Annotated in this window: 15 protein-coding genes and 4 pseudogenes; 11 read left to right on the top strand and 8 right to left on the bottom strand. The window is 38.2% G+C overall.

Translation table 11 applies throughout. The features are described 5' to 3' along the window. Positions 1 to 20: 20 nt before the first annotated feature. Together NBRC111893_RS08480 and yaaA are read right to left on the bottom strand one after the other, a co-directional pair. Positions 21 to 1,775, bottom strand: coding sequence for a CocE/NonD family hydrolase (locus tag NBRC111893_RS08480; protein WP_125008711.1), 1,755 nt, complete (start codon positions 1,773 to 1,775; stop codon positions 21 to 23). Positions 1,776 to 1,910: 135 nt separating this feature from the next. Further along, complete coding sequence (gene yaaA, locus NBRC111893_RS08475; protein ID WP_125008710.1) at positions 1,911 to 2,663, bottom strand: peroxide stress protein YaaA; 753 nt, start codon at positions 2,661 to 2,663, stop codon at positions 1,911 to 1,913. A gap of 145 nt (positions 2,664 to 2,808) precedes the next feature. Here yaaA and scrK point away from each other — a divergent pair. The 4 genes and pseudogenes from scrK (at position 2,809) to manA (ending at position 6,832) form a co-directional block, all read left to right on the top strand. Continuing rightward, a pseudogene (gene scrK / locus NBRC111893_RS08470) lies at positions 2,809 to 3,683 on the top strand (fructokinase ScrK). A gap of 26 nt (positions 3,684 to 3,709) precedes the next feature. Then, on the top strand, positions 3,710 to 4,447 hold the full coding sequence (locus tag NBRC111893_RS08465; RefSeq protein ID WP_125008709.1) for a DUF6198 family protein: 738 nt from the start codon (positions 3,710 to 3,712) through the stop codon (positions 4,445 to 4,447). Positions 4,448 to 4,471: 24 nt separating this feature from the next. Next, a pseudogene (locus NBRC111893_RS08460) lies at positions 4,472 to 5,817 on the top strand (glucose-6-phosphate isomerase). Between the two features lie 17 nt (positions 5,818 to 5,834). Continuing rightward, a pseudogene (manA, locus tag NBRC111893_RS08455) lies at positions 5,835 to 6,832 on the top strand (mannose-6-phosphate isomerase, class I). Between the two features lie 175 nt (positions 6,833 to 7,007). On the opposite strand, the gene NBRC111893_RS08450 reads toward manA, so the two are convergent. The 3 genes from NBRC111893_RS08450 to NBRC111893_RS08440 form a co-directional block, all read right to left on the bottom strand. Beyond that, positions 7,008 to 7,271 carry a hypothetical protein gene (locus NBRC111893_RS08450; RefSeq protein WP_125008708.1) on the bottom strand — a complete coding sequence of 88 codons (264 nt, stop codon included), beginning with the start codon at positions 7,269 to 7,271 and terminating at the stop codon, positions 7,008 to 7,010. Between the two features lie 526 nt (positions 7,272 to 7,797). After that, positions 7,798 to 8,559: a hypothetical protein gene (locus NBRC111893_RS08445; protein ID WP_125008707.1), complete on the bottom strand. Its 762-nt coding sequence runs from the start codon at positions 8,557 to 8,559 to the stop codon at positions 7,798 to 7,800. A 12-nt stretch (positions 8,560 to 8,571) separates the two neighbouring features. Next, complete coding sequence (locus tag NBRC111893_RS08440; RefSeq protein WP_125008706.1) at positions 8,572 to 9,498, bottom strand: GH25 family lysozyme; 927 nt, start codon at positions 9,496 to 9,498, stop codon at positions 8,572 to 8,574. Positions 9,499 to 9,744: 246 nt separating this feature from the next. Between NBRC111893_RS08440 and NBRC111893_RS08435 the strand changes: the two genes are divergently transcribed. The 3 genes from NBRC111893_RS08435 to NBRC111893_RS12205 are packed head-to-tail and all read left to right on the top strand — an operon-like array spanning position 9,745 to position 11,148. After that, the gene (locus NBRC111893_RS08435) at positions 9,745 to 10,752 is read left to right on the top strand and encodes a YdcF family protein (protein ID WP_125008705.1); all 1,008 of its coding nucleotides are present in this window, start codon (positions 9,745 to 9,747) and stop codon (positions 10,750 to 10,752) included. A 37-nt stretch (positions 10,753 to 10,789) separates the two neighbouring features. Continuing rightward, positions 10,790 to 11,002 (top strand): YxeA family protein, encoded by a 213-nt coding sequence (locus NBRC111893_RS12210; protein ID WP_369689734.1) that lies wholly within the window; start codon positions 10,790 to 10,792, stop codon positions 11,000 to 11,002. Then, a complete protein-coding gene (locus NBRC111893_RS12205) occupies positions 10,999 to 11,148 on the top strand; it encodes a DUF1093 domain-containing protein (RefSeq protein ID WP_369689733.1) in 150 nt (49 codons plus the stop codon). Before NBRC111893_RS12210 ends, NBRC111893_RS12205 begins: the two co-directional genes overlap by 4 nt. A gap of 195 nt (positions 11,149 to 11,343) precedes the next feature. Here NBRC111893_RS12205 and NBRC111893_RS10710 read toward each other — a convergent pair whose 3' ends face one another. Beyond that, positions 11,344 to 11,460 carry a putative metal homeostasis protein gene (locus NBRC111893_RS10710; RefSeq protein ID WP_160114471.1) on the bottom strand — a complete coding sequence of 39 codons (117 nt, stop codon included), beginning with the start codon at positions 11,458 to 11,460 and terminating at the stop codon, positions 11,344 to 11,346. Positions 11,461 to 11,668: 208 nt separating this feature from the next. On the opposite strand from NBRC111893_RS10710, the gene NBRC111893_RS08425 reads away from it, so the two are divergent. Beyond that, on the top strand, positions 11,669 to 12,853 hold the full coding sequence (locus tag NBRC111893_RS08425; RefSeq protein WP_125008704.1) for a CPBP family intramembrane glutamic endopeptidase: 1,185 nt from the start codon (positions 11,669 to 11,671) through the stop codon (positions 12,851 to 12,853). Positions 12,854 to 12,907: 54 nt separating this feature from the next. Here NBRC111893_RS08425 and NBRC111893_RS08420 read toward each other — a convergent pair whose 3' ends face one another. Together NBRC111893_RS08420 and NBRC111893_RS08415 are read right to left on the bottom strand one after the other, a co-directional pair. Continuing rightward, complete coding sequence (locus NBRC111893_RS08420; protein WP_125008703.1) at positions 12,908 to 13,642, bottom strand: MIP/aquaporin family protein; 735 nt, start codon at positions 13,640 to 13,642, stop codon at positions 12,908 to 12,910. A gap of 366 nt (positions 13,643 to 14,008) precedes the next feature. Beyond that, on the bottom strand, positions 14,009 to 14,407 hold the full coding sequence (locus tag NBRC111893_RS08415; RefSeq protein ID WP_125008702.1) for a hypothetical protein: 399 nt from the start codon (positions 14,405 to 14,407) through the stop codon (positions 14,009 to 14,011). 328 nt (positions 14,408 to 14,735) lie between these two features. Here NBRC111893_RS08415 and NBRC111893_RS08410 point away from each other — a divergent pair. The 3 genes and pseudogenes from NBRC111893_RS08410 to NBRC111893_RS08400 form a co-directional block, all read left to right on the top strand. After that, positions 14,736 to 15,377 (top strand): annotated as a pseudogene (locus tag NBRC111893_RS08410) (EAL domain-containing protein); the annotation flags it as partial. 15 nt (positions 15,378 to 15,392) lie between these two features. Beyond that, positions 15,393 to 15,908 (top strand): hypothetical protein, encoded by a 516-nt coding sequence (locus tag NBRC111893_RS08405; RefSeq protein ID WP_125008700.1) that lies wholly within the window; start codon positions 15,393 to 15,395, stop codon positions 15,906 to 15,908. A 2-nt stretch (positions 15,909 to 15,910) separates the two neighbouring features. Further along, the gene (locus tag NBRC111893_RS08400; protein WP_125008699.1) at positions 15,911 to 17,179 is read left to right on the top strand and encodes a glycosyltransferase family 2 protein; all 1,269 of its coding nucleotides are present in this window, start codon (positions 15,911 to 15,913) and stop codon (positions 17,177 to 17,179) included. Positions 17,180 to 17,210 lie beyond the last annotated feature (31 nt).

Genomic DNA, 17,210 nt, shown 5'->3' with positions numbered 1-17,210 from the left:
AAACATATTAACCTAAAATATTATTTCATCAAAGGTAGTTGAATGTATGAAGCATGTTCGCCACCAGTGTGAATGATGTGGAATCCTTTGTTATCAGATTCAGCACCTGGTGTACCAGGCATGACAGATCCTAATTCGTTTTTAGCACCAACGACAACTCTAAGAGTTTGGCCAGCCTTATAAGATAAACCGATTGGGCTTAAGACGATGTCCATTTCAACTACTTCACTGTCAGACAATTTTTCAACGCGGTCGAAGCTGTAAGTTGGAATTTCGTCAGTTGTATCATTGTCTAAATGACGCATCGATGCGCGAAGTCGACCCCAAGCCCCCTTGTAACGAAGAGCAGAAGCCCCATCTTGAGTGAAGTCTTGAAGGGCAGCCCCATGGTTAGGAACGATAAATTCGCTAAGAATGTTGCCACGATCATCAAGTTTTTGAACTTGAACGAAGACATCCATATCATCATATCCTTCAGCTTCCATGAAGAGTTTAACCTTTGGATAGCCAACGAAGGTTGTGTCTTTATCGAAAGTCATTTGGAATGATGCTCGGCCTGGGAGGTCAACTGAGTACTTAACTGGGATTTCAGCAGCTTCAGGAGCTGGTTGAAGGGTTCTAGTAATTCCGTTCATGTAGTACTTAGTGAGCTCGCTACCTGCAGGTGGGAATGATTCAGCTGGAATATCAAGTTGGTTATTACCTTCGAAGTCAATTTCAGTGTAACGAACTTGGGGAGTGTCTTCCCAACCATTGTCCCTGTCTAGTAGATAGTGATCGAAGAAACGACGAAGTTCTTCAGTGTTGTCCTTATCATAGTAGTAAGGCCATTCTTGGCTATCATGAATTCTAAGCCATTTTTCATCTGATCCTAAGCCACGCCATGCTCGGAAAGTACCCATTGTATGCAATGTGTTAGCATAACTAGCAATTACAAATGCTGGCACGTTGATTTTTTCTGGTTGAGCAATTTTATCTTGCCAAACTGGAGCATCAATCAATGGATCAGAATCCATTTCAAGAGTTAAATCTTCACGTTTAGTACCTTTGATAGCACTTACGTGGTTAACATCTAGACGGTCAAGAAAATTCTTGTCAGGAATCCCACCAATGAATGCGATATCGCGGTATGCATCTGATAAACCTTCAGTTGGGCTCATAGCTGTTAAGTGAGGTGGCTGTTGAGCAGCAATGAACCATTGAGAGAATGCTAGGTATGATGTTCCGGTAAGAGCAGTCTTACCGTTAGACCAATCTTGTTGAGCAATCCATTCAATTAGATCGTAACCATCTTCACCTTCTTGAGTACCAATCATAGTAGTGTTTCCTTCACTATGAGCGATTCCTCGCATGTCAGGGTTGGCAATAGCATATCCATGAGCAACCCAGTAATCTGGATCTGGACCTTCAAACTTAGGTAGTCCTGATTCCCACTTAATTCCCATGCCAAGCATAGTGAATAAGTTCTTGTAACGAGGGGCAGTTCCGGCACTCTTACCGTAAGGGCTCCAAGCAATCAAAGTAGGAACTTTGTCAGCGTCAACTGGCATGTAAATATCGGTATAAATTGTAACGCCATCCCGAAGCTTAACGGGAACGTCTTTTAACATTTTAATATCAACACTGAGAGGTTTGAAACCATCAGCAATGGTTTCACCCTTCTTTAAAATAACTTCTTTGGTTTCAAATGGACTTAGCACACCATGTTCGATTCCATTATCGATGTATTCGAATGATGGGCTAAATTTCATGTCTTCAGTAATCTTTACAGTCATATCTGTATTACCTCCAATTAATGTGTTTCCTTCTTGTGAATAGCTAAAGTATATGGGGGAAAGTCTGCAATGTACAATTGCAATTCTGGATAAGAAAATTTAAAAAAAGTAGTGTTATTCATTCAATGAATAACACTACTTTTCGTCTTTAATGAAGACATACTTTTTATCCGTTGAGCGCGTTGAATCAAATGCATAATTTAGGTGATTGAATTTCTTTAAATCGTTCACATTAGTGAGTTGACTTTCAGCCGCATACCGTACCATTTCCCCTCGGGCCATTTTGGCAAAAGTTGCACGAGTTTTTAATTTACCGTCTACGAGGTGACCAAACACAATATCAATGAAAGTATCAGCGTCTGTCAGAAAGGGGGTGATTGATTTTGAGTATTCTTGAGATGCGAGATTTATGATTGGTTCATGCCCATCAGAGACTAAAGCCCGGTATAGCTTATCACCCCAGAATGAATAGAGATTTGCATGCGTGCCAACTGTTAACTTAGCCTGCATCTCTAAGCGATAGGGAACAATCCCATCAAATGGCGATAAGATGCCATAAAAGCCTGATAGAATTCGCAGGTTGGCTTGCAGATAGTTTAATGCGGGATTGGTCAATAATCCTGGGGCCATATACTGGTATTGAAGACCTGAATAGGCAATCACTGCTGGTGTTAATCGATTATGTAAATTGATTCGGTTAAGGTTATTAAAATTCTCTTTGGTCAGCTTGTCACTGGTTTTCCATAATGATTTGGCATCAGATATAGATAATGTTTGTAATGAGTCCAAGATTTGCTGGGTTTCTTGTAAGTACTGTGGAAGATCAGTAACTTCAAAATCATCAAGATTAGTGACCATCTTCTTAGCAGGAGCAATAATGAATTTCATAGTGAGTTCCTTTGATAAATAATTTTGTAAAAGAAAAAAATGTAACCGTTTTCCATAAAAAAGGTTGCATTTTAAAAAAAACTGTTTATAGTAGATAGTAACAGTAATGCAAACGTTTGCACAACCTATCTAAGGAGGAATTATTATGTTACTTGGAAGTGTCGAAGCAGGAGGAACCAAATTCGTCGTGGCAGTTGGTAATGAAGATTATCGGATTATTGATCAAGCTCAATTTCCAACCACAACTCCAGAGGAGACTCTTCAGAGAACGGTGGACTACTTTAAGCAATTTGACGATATCGCTGCCATTGCAATTTCGTCATTTGGTCCCATCGAATTAAGAAAGAATGCTCCAGATTATGGATACATTACTAATACGCCTAAACCTGGCTGGGCTCATACTGATTTGTCGGTCGTATCAAACAAGATATTGATGTGCCAATTTACTTTACTACGGATGTGAACGGCTCAGCCTATGGTGAATATGTCATGGCAACGTTGTTTAACCAACATGTTGATTCACTTACATATTATACCATTGGTACTGGAGTTGGTGCAGGAACAGTTATTGGTGGCAACTTTGTTGGGGAACTTGGTCATCCTGAAGTCGGTCATGTTCGCTTAAAGCGTCATCCAGACGACCTTGACTTTGATGGGATTTGCCCATTTCATGGTGATTGTCTTGAGGGGCTAGTAGCGGGGCCAACCTTTGATGCCCGCTTGGGAAAACCAGGTAAGGATGTGCCATTAACTGATCATGTTTGGGATATCATGGCCTATTATGTAGCCCAAGCAGCCTTGCAAGTTACTTTGACCTTAAGACCAGGCAAAATCGTTTTTGGCGGCGGGGTAGTTAGTCCAGAATTCCTAATTAAGGTCCGGTCGGAATTCGCTAAATTAATGAATAATTACGTTGACGTAGGCGACCTTGATGAATACATCGTCATGCCATTGGTTAAGAATAATGGTTCAGCAACTGTCGGGGACTTTGCGATGGCATTAAAGGAATTGAACAAGTAATTAGTTAAATTAACGGGGGTGAAGTAATGTTAGCAACAAGAACTATTAGTAGTGGTCGAACAATCTCAGCAGCTCAATCAATTGCCTTTTTTGCGATTTCGTTATTACTAAATGCAGCGGGAAATGTCTTAACGTTAGCAACAAGTGCGAAAATCCATCCATCGTATTTAGGATCCGCATATTGGACAGCTGCTGAAGCCAATTTAAGTGTGGCATTTGGCTGGAATTTATTTTGGACGTTCTTGATTTTAGGGGTGCTAACGACTTTATTAAATGCTGTTTTAGTGGGTAAACTAGAGTGGGGAAGAGCTTTAGGAAACTTAATCTTTATGGTGCCATTCTCAGCATTGATTCAAATATTTCAAAACTTTTTCATTGGTAAATACCCAATTTTTGGCGGTCTTCCGGATGCGAACTCAACTGGGATGATAATCTTTTACATTCTACTTAACTTTTTTGGGGTGGCGTTGATTGGAATTGCCATTTCGGTTTATCAACGGGCAAACGTTGTCTTGCATCCCGCAGATGATTTGATGCAGATTCTGCGATTTAAGTATTTTAAGGGTAATGCTAACTTAGCCATGTGGGCTTCATATATTCCACCAACAATCATGGCAATTATGGCATTTGCTATCACTAAGCAATTTACTAATTTCGGTTTAGGAACCATCTTTGCTTTTTTGTTCCAAGGAGGCATTACGGGAATCGCTGATAGGCATGTATTTCCAAAGTTAAAACATCAAGCGCTCAATGTCGGTAAATAAAAAATAAACGGGGAGAGATAAACAGTGGCTCATATTAAATTTGACAGTTCAAAATTATCTAAATTCGTTCATGACAATGAATTAGGCGAAATGCAAGCAATGGTAACAGCAGCAGATACAGAATTGCGCCAAGGTACTGGTGCTGGTAGCGATTTTCGGGATTGGTTAACCTTACCTAAGGATTTTGATAAGGATGAGTTTAACCGTATTAAGGCAGCAGCTAAGAAAATCCAGTCAGACTCTAAGGTATTAGTAGTCATCGGAATTGGCGGTTCGTATTTGGGGGCTAAAATGGCAATTGATTTTTTGCATGATGCTTTCTTTAATTATGTGCCGGACGATCAGCGTGTATTTCCACAAGTTTTCTTTGTTGGTAACTCACTTAGTTCGTCTTATGTGTATGATCTAATTAACTTGATCGGTAATCGAGATTTTTCAGTTAATGTGATTTCTAAGTCAGGAACGACCACTGAGCCATCGATTGCTTTTAGAATCTTTAAAGAAAAGTTGATTGCCAAGTATGGCGAAGATGGAGCTAGTGAACGAATCTACGCCACGACTGATAAGCAACGGGGAGCTTTAAGACAAGAAGCAGATGCTCATGGATATGAATCATTTGTAATTCCGGATGGAGTTGGTGGCCGTTACTCAGTCTTGACCCCAGTTGGTTTATTACCAATCGCGGTCTCTGGAGCCAATATTGATGACTTAATGAAGGGAGCAGCTGATGCGGCAACTGAATATACCAATTCTGATTTAACTAAAAATGAAGCTTATCAGTACGCAGCATATCGGAATATTTTGTATCGCAAGGGCTATACAACTGAGCTGCTTGAAAATTATGAACCTAACATGATGTATCTATCTGAATGGTGGAAACAATTAATGGGTGAATCAGAAGGCAAGGATCAAAGGGCATTTATCCATCATCGGCTAACTTTTCAACTGATTTACACTCACTAGGTCAATATATCCAAGAAGGATTACGGAATTTGATGGAGACCGTCGTTAAGGTTGATCAACCAAATCATGATATGGATATTCCTCAAGAGACTGAAAATCTTGACGGCTTGCAGTATTTGGAAGGTAAGACAATGGACTTTGCCAATACCAAGGCCTTTGAAGGGGTAACTTTAGCTCACACTGACGGTAACGTACCAAATATGAGCGTTCATATTCCTGATCAGTCAGCATATACGCTGGGATACCTAATCTATTTCTTTGAAATTTCAGTATCGATTTCTGGTTACTTGAATGGAATTAATCCGTTTAATCAACCAGGAGTTGAAGCATACAAGACCAATATGTTTGCTTTGCTTGGAAAGCCTGGGTTTGAGGAACTTGGCAAGGAGTTAAACCAAAGACTTTAATTAGGGGATGTTGAATGATGAATGAACCACTGTTTATGGTACCAGTATTGCATGAAAAAATTTGGGGCGGTGATCAGCTACAAAAGCAATTTGGATATGATATCCCGTCACCCAAAACAGGTGAAGCTTGGGGAATCAGTGCACACAAAAATGGATTAACGACGATAGGCAACGGGGAATTTGCTGGAGTTAAGCTCATTGATGTGTGGCGAAATCATCCAGAGCTATTTGCAGATATGGATACTGCGAAACCATTTCCGTTAATGGTGAAAATTTGGACGCACATGCTGATCTATCAATTCAGGTTCATCCAAACGATGCCTATGCTAAGGAACATGAAGGACCAACGGAACTTGGCAAGACTGAGTGTTGGTATGTATTATCAGCCACGCCCGAAGCAAGCGTTTATTATGGCCACACGGCGCAAACTAAGTCCGAATTACGCAAGATGGTTCAGACTGGAAATTGGCAAAAGCTACTTAAACGCAAGGCTGTCAAACCAGGGGACTTTATTTATGTACCATCAGGCACAATTCATGCACTAGGAGCTGGAGTGGTCGTATTGGAACCTCAACGGAGTTCTGACACAACTTATCGACTATATGACTTTAATCGAATCGAGCAAACTACGGGTCAGAAACGGTCTTTGGATTTGGATAAGGCCATGGATGTCACAACAGTTCCTTTTACAGAACCGGTTATTAAGTCAGAAACAGCTGAAGAAGATAATTTCCAGCAGACGCAGTTAATTGATTCGCCAGACTTTATTATTACTCGGCTAAGATTGAAATCAGGAAAAACTATTTCAAGAACACAGCCAAAAGATTCATTCACATTAGTATCAGTGGTGGATGGTTCAGGTGAATTTATTAAGGATGGTCATAATTCGAGGCTGAATAAGGGTGATCATTTTATTATTCCGTCTAATTTTGGTGATTATGAAATTGAAGGCTTCAATTTAGAATTAGTTACCACTGAACCTGGTGAAAAAATTAAAACAAATCGGTTAAATTAAAAGAAGCGTCACTGATAATTTACTCAGTGACGCTCTTTTTATATTGGATTTAGATATTAAATAACGACATCAAAATGATACCTAGTCATAGCAGTACCACGGTCATGGACTACGCCCCAACCAAGTGGAGTTTTGATTTTAGTCCCGAATTTGTATGAACGAGGAGCAGAAACAATTACATAACCGTTTTGTCATAGCCACCATGATTTCGCGTTCCATCAGCGAATCGACTACCAGAATAGTAAGTCCACTTTTTACCATGGTACTTAACCACGCCTCGAAATCTGAATTGGTGTTTCGTAACATAAGCTTTGCCACGGGGGCTTTTCTTTTTCGCTTGGGCAGTGGTGACTGAGTTAGTGAATATGGGGGCCATCACGGTACCAATGTTGATACTGAAGATGATGGTTAACAAAATGATGCCTTTTTTAAAATTCATGTTTGATTAAATATCCTCTACTTTAAATAATTACAAGTGCCAATTGTAACGGAAGTTAATTACTATAAGATTACAGAGTCAGAACAATGCGATTAAGAAATTCATTGGGAATAAAAAGATGTTCTTGCAACCAGTCGTGAATTAGGATTGCGAGAACATCTATTGAGCTATCTGAATAATGATAGCGGTGACTTTAAGTGGGATTTGAAGTTCTCCCAAAATACAGCTTTAAAGGTAGTGGCTGACTCTAAATCAATCCGGTGGTTATCTGAAAACACAAAAGGCTGCTTCTTGCTATTATCATTGCGAATTTTATGGCGCTTAAGTTGGATATAGGTAGCTAATCCAATTAGCACAATATATAGCAAGATTATTAAAATTATAACGCTAACATATATCATCTTTTACACCTCGAGGAAGTTATTATTCCATGGAAATCGCTACCAGTTCAAGGATATTTTAGAAAATTAATTCAATTCTAAAAAACCTGTATCCAGTTATATTGGATGCAGGTTAATTAAAGGAACTATTTCATACTAGCTGCCATCTTAATAGCAGTTCCAACCGTATTGGCTTTAAGTGTATACACTTGATTCCCCTTTTGGAAGGTAATGGTCTGACTTAAATTAGTCGAGTCTCCAGCGAATAAGGCTACCGTACCAACTGTTTCTGGAACGGGTAAAGAATACTTTTCAAACATGTTAACCGCAGCCACAGCGGTTCCTTTAGGGTTATTATTATTAACCCGACTACCGTGAACGGAGACTGACCAACGTCCTTCATTCCAAGAAATGTATTCTTGACCGGCACCTGATTGAGTCCGACCAGTAATTGAATGACCAAGATTTATTTTTGGTAGTCCACTGATTGAACTGGCAGGTTGAAAACTGATTGCCTGTTTGGCAGCAGTTGAGGTACCATATGTTGTTTTAGTCAAAGTTGCGTAAATCTTATTAGATAGTTTAGGTGAGTTTAATGGTAGGTTATTTTTATCTAATGAATAGGCAATTTTAACGTGCTTTGCGGTCCCCGTAGCCTTAGCATTAACAATTTGATTTGTGGGCATGCCACTAAGTTGAGGTAACAACATATGGTTGAACTTACTATCGATCTGCTTAGTAAGTGATGTGAAATGATTGGTAGTTTTTAAGGTTTTGCTAGGTGCCTTGGAATTTAGTTCAGCTTTGGATTCATTTTGATAACTTTTTGATGGTTTACTTTGGTTAGTTGAACAACCGGTTAAAATTAAAGCAAGAGTAGCAACAACTGTAATTTTTGATAATTTCATTATAATCCTCCGTTAACCCGCAACGTATGCTTTGTTGGCGGTAATGTATTGGCCGTTAGATGTCACAAAGTAGTATGATCCTGTTGAGCGTTGTCGAATACTGCTGATTGTAATATCCGTGCCAATGGCGACTTTAGTTCCGCGATTTGCGGTGGTGAAGGTTGGAGAGTTGTATAAGTAAACTGCTTTGGTGGTGGTTACTTTTGGCAAGGACGTTTGATAATATCCAGCAGTCACTGGGGTAGTGTGGAGTTCAGTACTTCCAACCCACCAAGAGATAGGTTTGCTTGAATTAAGAATAGTGCTGACATCGATTGATTCTTTTAGGGCAGGGACATATGTTTTGTTAGAGTATTGCCATAAATCGGTGGCAATGGTTGGGCGAGACGAATAGTTAGCGATCCATTGAGCGTCAAAGGTTTGTCGAGCTGAATTAGCATAGTTGGTTGCAAATGACTGATAAGAATAAAAAATCAGCTTTTTATTCGTTAGGGCGCGCATTTGATTGTACCAAGCTTTAACTGCAGCATTGGGGGTTCCTGAACTAACGTCATTTTCTTCAAAATCAAGGACATAGAATTTGGCATTCTTATTTGAATTGGCGTAGAACGTTCTGGCCTCATTTTTAGCACTACTAGTACTGTTAAAAGTGGCGTAGTCGTATTCGCCAAAGGGAACCCCGTATTTTACGTACAGATTAGTATTGCTAGTTGCATACTTATCCTGGTAGTTAGCCCCATACTGACGTCGGTTAATTATAAATGAGACTTGATTCTTTAGATTGGCGACCTTTGTGCTTGTCAATTTTCCCTGCCATTCAGAAATATCAGGAATGATAGTCGAAGCGGCCTTGGGGTGAACCTGGGCGGTGACTGAAAGTGCGAAAATTAGCGTGCCTAGAAACGTAAGACACACGTGAAGCATTCTTTTCGTATGCATATTGATCCTCCAACAAAATATTTGTAACAATTATGATTAATTGCATCAGTAATTACGGTAAACCAGAATGGCAATACTATCAATGGTTATAGATAAATTTGTAAGGATATTTTGAAAATTAAAAACTAATTTAAAGGATTCAAAAATAATTACGCATTTAAATTTGTTGATTTAAATTGGCTAAATTTCCTTTTTTATGAACCACAATGTAAAATTAAGTTAAACAATATATTAAGGTGGTATGTTATGACACTGATAATCTTTGGAGCGATTCTGGCAATATTAGCAGGATTGAGATTGCGAAAGGATCGCAGAAACTTTTTTGCTGGGTTAACTTTCTTTGCCGGATTGATAATTTTATTATTATCAGGAGTAATTAGTTTATCAAATGCGATTGTGGGGATGGTACCGGAAAGCACCGAAGCAGTTGTGTTATTTATTTTATTTGGATTGATCGGCTTTCCAATTCTGGCTGGGGCTGCGTTGATTGCTAACAGTCGGGTGATGGAGGTTAAGGAAGGTAAGAGTTTAACCGCTAAACTATCATTAATTTTTGGTGTGAACTTGATCTTAATTGTGCTACTTGGTTACTTAGCATTGAGGTATGCGAGCGATTGGCCAGCTGCCATTATTGCTATTATATTTTGGGTACTAATGGTGGATATTTCACTAACATTTGTTTTTGTGGGGTATCTCTTCTATTCATTTATGTATCAGATGTTTCCGGTTAAGTACCCAGCTGATTACGTAATTACGCTAGGGGCCGGAGTTAGGTCTGATGAAGTTTCACCTCTGCTAAAAAGTAGATTAGATCGGGCAATTCAGTATTTTAGGAGTTTTGCGGCTAAACACGCATTTATGATTCCTAGTGGCGGTCAGGGCCCCGATGAACCATACTCCGAAGCTTATGTTATGGCTAAGTATCTAAAAGGCCAGTCCATTCCTGAAGAAAGTATTATATTGGAGGATAAATCTACTTCAACATATGAAAATATGTTATTTTCAAAGCAGAAAATTGAAGCGGATTGGAAATCACGTGGCGAGACTGGTGAACCTAAAATTGTCTTTTCTACCAATAACTACCACGTTCTGCGAGGAGCAATCTATGCTAAACGAGCCGGATTGAATGCTCAAGGAGTTGGTGCGCCAACCTCGTTTTACTTCTTACCAAGTGCAATGCTACGAGAATACATTGCCATTCTATCAATTTATCGAAAGATGACAATTGGCATTGTGATATTTGGGCACTCGTAGCCTCGTTATTCTTAATTCGTTAATAATGGAGGAGAACATGAAACGACGTAATGTAATTATTAGCCTAATTATTGTAGTAATTATTTTTGTGGGGTTGTTTGCTGCCGGCTATGGCTGGTACTTGCGCAACTATGGTGGTATCCCGTACTATACCCAAATTACTACTAAAGGCGAAAGGATTGGCGATTCATACAAGCAGTATAAATATGATCAAGCTGGTTATGATCAAATGGAGGTAAGCTTAGATTGAAATTCACAAGTGGCCCGATTACTAGGCCGCTCAAAATGGGAGCTTATCTTAAAGTTAGTTACAATGAAAAGCGAAGCCAAGTTATTTCATGGGAAAAGGTTAATAAAAATGATGTGCCAACAAAGGCATTGGCTAAATTGCAATAATTAATTATCGAAACGCTGCCACTAAAGGACTAGTGAGCAGTGTTTTTTATTTATTGAGAGGGTTTATAAATTATGTATGATTAGTCGTAATCCAACTGGACTTATAGCATGGATTGCGGCTAAACTAATTAGCTGAAAATAATAAAAACCGCTTAAAGTGTCGATAGTTTACCGAAGTCTTAAGCGGTTTTGCGTCTATTTAGTTCCCTTTTGCCGTTTAACATCATGAAGCGCCTTTAAAGCTCGCTTACGAGTTTTGATATTGGGGCTCTTTAATTTGCGATATGAAGAAGCTAAATCTAATTTTTCCATATTGACGCCTCCGTTTAAATAGTAATAATTACTATTTAAATATAAAGACTATTCATAAGAATGTCAACTATAATTTACTGACAAGATAAATTTGATTGAAATAATTATGATGATGGAATATTTTCAGAAAAGGTTAAATTTCTATTCGGATGTCAAAACATCATTCCCGCTTGTGATATCATTATTTCTGTCACTAGGGGGTAAAAATTTGAAAAAAGTTAAACTAGTTGTTGGAATTATCTTTGTAATATTGGCATTGGTAATTTCATATCAGTCGTCGTTAGTTAATGCGACGTTATCATTTGCTAATTCTACTGGCAGTGAGGGTAATTTATTCGGCTTTTACTTTTCCTTGTTAATCGCATTAGCTGGTTTGAGTGAAATTATTTTTAGAAATATACAGCAACGACTAATTAAATGGGTGCCAGCATTGTTTACAGGATTAGCACTAGTTTCATCAATGGTTGATGCTAATAAAAATTTCCCTGACCTAAAGCTATGGGGAATCATGGCTGTTATTTTCAGTTTGGGAATTTTAATTGGGGATCTTTATACTCAACCGCTTCCTGACGATGAGGATAGATACATCCAAGAAATCGAAACGACTAAAAATTCTGATGATATGAGTCGACGCACGAAATACAAAAATAATGATTGGATAACTACGAATAAATCATGGTGGTTAATATTAATTGCCAATCTGTGCTTTTTAATTGTCGCAATGTTGATTGGCTTCACGATGATTAATCACTCATTACATGGGGCATTAATGACCAGAACGGCTGAATCAGCCGTAAGTAGTGGTAGTGATGATGAGATGCCGGTGGCAGATGTTAGCGATCCTAATAACGTCGGCCATGCACCACTCAGAAAAGTTGGTCAATATTTTTACAGTGATCATTATGGAAAAATTTCCTTATTAGGATTATCAACCACCACTAAGCACTCTCAAAGTGTTGGTCAGGTTAGTACAACGGTCGATCTAGTTAAGATTGCTACTAATAAACCAATGAATGCTGATCAACGATTCAACTCAGGTAATGATTTTGATACTAATGAAATTACGGGCCCCTATACTTATTTAAAAGCTCAATATACGGTAACTAATAATTCTAGTCATTCAATTATTGTTGGTGGGTTAAAGCAAATCGTGTTACCAGACCAAAAGCAAATTAATAGTAGTGATAAGACAGTAATAGATAGTGGTCAGGGCGAAGAGCTAGCTCCAAATGCAAAGCGAAGTTACTATTTACACATTTTATTGAACCGTAAGTCAGATACTTATCGACCAAGATTTGTGCATCTGTATTTTGCAGAATTGAGTAACTCAGAATCGTTTGTGATTCGTGGCAGTCAATTTGATGTGACAATGCCAATTAATTATAAAAATTAATTAAAATCTAAATATAAAAAACCGTGATGCGATTAAAGCATCAGTTTTTTATTGTTAATTCATGAAGATAAATTTAAATACAAAGACAGCAGCCACTCCGGCGATGAGTGGGGCAACAACTGGAACCCAGGCATAGTGCCACATTGAATCACCTTTGTTCTTCAAAGGATAGAGAGCATGGATGATTCGAGGACCTAGATCTCTAGCTGGATTTAATGCTGGACCGGTAGCTCCACCAAGAGAAACAACTAAAGTCATTACTAAGAATCCAAGGGTAAAGTTAGCTAGTCCAATATTGGCTTTAAATGCGATATCGTGAGTAATAGCTAAGGCACCGAAAATCAGGATAAAGGTACCAACAAACTCGTTGATGAAACCATCCCGATTAGAATCAGCATTATCAATGGTTGAAAATGTCCCTAGAATTGCTCGAGGATTTTCGGTCTTATCATAGTAGGGCTTGTAGCTCCAGACAACGATCAATTGACCGAGCATAGCGCCTAAAAGTTGCGCTAGGATGTAGGGAACTACCTCTCCCCATGGGAATAACCCATTGAGGGCCATTGCCAAAGTTAGTGCTGGATTGATTTGGGCTCCAGAAACTGTGGCAAACATCATGGCGGGAATCATAACCCCAGCACCATATCCAAGTCCAATTAATATCCAACCGCCGTTGTTTCCTTTAGTGCCTTTTAAATCCACATTGGCCACGGAACCATTACCTAAAATCACCAATAAGGCAGTACCAATAAATTCAGCAATTACTCGAATGAGTAGGCTGTACGTCATCGTCTTCACTCTTTTCTAATTTGTTTTTTTCAGAATGACCAGCAAATTATTTAAATCGGGTAATAGAATTGAGTAAATTTAAATTGCAAATACAGTAAGTAAAATATATTAGAAATAAAAAAGTCAGCGCGCAGGCAAAGCCCGGGCCACTGACATCTATCAAATGATTTAAAAATAATCTTTGCTATTCAATCTGAAGTTATCATGACAACATAAAATTATACCAGCAACTACGGCTAATATAAATGACAACTAATTTACAAATTATTAAGTTACAAAATATATCTTGCAAAATTCAGGCATTCGGTTAAAGTAATACATTGTGCACAATGTATTAGAACTTGATTATATAACTTATTGGTTATACTAATCAGCTCTAGTTAAACTAACAGTTAATACATTTGCTTCAGTGGTGTTATAGCTAGCGAGAATACCATTAACAACGTCAGAAGCCTTGCCATGAGTCGAGGTAGATCGATGATAGGTATTGATCCACGTACCTAATGCATCTAACCCGAATTCGAATCCTTCAAATACTTGCATGTAGGTTGAAGAGGTTGGTTCAGGAGTGATGATGGTTACCTTAACCACCCGTTGATTTTGAATATTCATGGTCATCTTAATAACGTCAGTATCGAATACAGTTTGATCACCATCAGGTAAAGAATTGGGTAATTTGTATTCTGAAATTCGCATGTTGCTGTTATATGCATCCGAAACGTAATCGTATGTTCCGAGATCGTGTTCGCCTAATTGTTGTGTCATATTTAAAATCCCCCTTTATAAATCTATCCAAATTATAACTAATTTTAATATTTTGGGGGTATTATTTGCTCTTCAGTGGGGAGTATAACCACAATTAATTCAAATTTGGTTGAGTTGACTTATAGTTATCTTAATTAGTATAATTATTAGCTTTTAGAATCCATATTAAGTAGGTTATTAAATTGTTTACAATGTTTATTAATAAATTAGTTACCGCAACCATTATTATTTTGGCGTTTTTTGGTGCCGTAACGATAGCATATATTGGTTATTCAAGAAACTATGACCGTCAAAGAAGGACGGGACCGCATGGAAATTTAAAGTTTTTGGCCAACCCCAGTTTGATAATGAATCCAATCTGTTGGGATATGAATTGTTGTTGCGAGAGATGAATGATGAAGGCCAATGGCAGGTCCCATGGCGACCTAATTTATTAACGTTAAAGCAATTTTTAGCGTTAATGAAAGAAGCCATAAAGTCAATTCCTAATGGACAGGATGTGGCAATTAATCTATCCACAGAACAGTTGTTAAATCCCAGCTTCGAGCCATTTATTAAATCAGTCATTAGTATTAATCAAGACCATCAGTTAGTAATCGAAACTGAATTAGCTAGTATAGAAGGCTGGCGAGAAAAAGCGGTATTAGAACGAATCAGATTGGCTAGATCACTTGGGGCCAGATTTAGTGTTGATTCAGTTGGCACAACTACTAAGGATTTTAATAAGTTAAATGAGTTGGTTGAGTCAATAGATTATATTAAGTGTTCTATGGATGAATATCGAAAAACAGAACCTCATGAGTGGTTAGATGTGAACCTAGGTTCATGGGTTACCTTTGCTAAAGAGCACGGGATTGTGGTAGTGCTTGCTAAAGTGGAAACTGACGCTGATTATGGCTTAGCTAAACAACTGGGCATTAATTATGTCCAAGGGTATTACACTGGTAAGCCAATGGAGATTCAAGAATAAGGTGGTGACATGCAAATGACTAAAAAAAATGGGCAACGTGGTGATCAAAGCAACTACACTGATGAATTTTTTGAACGGGGGCATTGGGGATTAAAATCCAAGCAGATCTTAATTGCCCTACTGGGTTGGATTGGTGTTGTTATTCCAGTCACCTTCGTATCCATCGTGTTTACAAAGCAACACCTTAAAATTGTTGGAATTGATCTTCGATTAGATGATGTGGTTTCGTTCGGGATATTTTTGATGATTATCTTGGTATTTTCATTTGTGATCATTGGTGGATTTTCAATTTCAATGGCAATCATTCAGCAAGAGCGTAGTAAACATTATCTGAATAATTGGCCAAACTTTGATCCCATTAAGCGAGAGGTCATTATTAATAGAATGGAAGCATTTGCGACTGAGAAGTATGGTGAACAAGAATATCGATACAAGGTTAGGACCCTAGTTATCCCGGAAGAGTTAAATATTGAAAATGGTAAATTACTCGATTTAGTTAAGGAAATCGATAATGAAGATAAGGAAGATTAGATATGGGATATATGGGGTTTTTACAGTGGATGGTATTATTGTTGTCACTCTATCCAGTATTAGGAGCCTTTTTTTGGTTCTGGGGTGCCATAATGTATCGGATTTTCAATCGAGAAAACCTTGAGGCGATACCTGATGAAGAAATTGCTGAGCCGCTAATTACGATAATGATTCCAGCACATAATGAAGAGGTCATGATTGCCAGCACACTTGACTATTTATTTAATAAATTGAACTACGAAAACTATGAAATATTAGTTATGGATGACGGCTCGACGGATGCAACTCCCACAATTTTGGCTCAGTTACAAACTAAGTATGCTAATTTACGGGTAATTCGAATTGATGCGAATAAGGGAAAGGCTCACGCTTTTAATGTGGGTATGTTCTTTGCCCAAGGTGAGTATATTTTAAGTAATGACGCTGACACGTTACCCGAACCAGATGCCCTAAAAAAGTATATGGACTACTTTACCCATGATTCAGACATTAATACAGCTGCAGTTACAGCTAATATGGATGTTCAAAATCGCACAACAATTTTGGGCAAATCGCAAACAGTTGAATTCTCGAGTATTGTTGGCATTATTAAGCGAAGTCAAAGTGCAATTAATAATTCGATGTACGCTTATAGTGGAGCTAATACAATGTACAAGAAAGCGGCCCTTTTTGAGGTGGGAGGTTTTCGCCAAGATCGAGCCACCGAGGATATTAGTATTGCCTGGGACCAACATTTAAAAGGAACTGTGCCAAAGTTTGCTCCAGAAATTATGTTTAATATGACAGTGCCAGAAAAATTTGGTGAGTTATTCCGTCAACGTAGTCGATGGGCAAAGGGTGGTACTGAAGTGTGGTTAACAAATATTATGGCGTTCATCAATCATCCGATTAAAAATAAGTATCAATTTACAATGTTTATAGATTCAACCCTTTCAATTGTTTGGTCGTTTTTCTTTGTTATCTCTACATTAATTCTGGTAGGCATAATTATCTCATTGTTAATGACTGGCAACTATGAGGGCATTTTACGTTACATCATCTATTCATTTGTAATGATTACTAGTGAATCCTTAGCAGGAGGTATGCAATTATTAACCGCATTGATTCTTGATTTTAATGGCGCTAAAATAAAATATTGGTTATTTGCGCCACTCTATACGATGGTGTATTGGATTATCAATCCGTTAAGTCTAGTTTGGACATTTAAAGGGGCTGTTAAGACAATTCTAGGTCGGGGTAGTGGCACATGGACAAGTCCCAAACGTGAATAGTAATTAAAAAGTTAATAAATGACAAGCCAGC

Source organism: Lentilactobacillus kosonis (assembly GCF_003864335.1).
Lineage (GTDB): Bacteria > Bacillota > Bacilli > Lactobacillales > Lactobacillaceae > Lentilactobacillus > Lentilactobacillus kosonis.
Note: the sequence above shows the minus strand (reverse complement) of the source record. Positions and strands in the feature narration are given on the sequence as shown.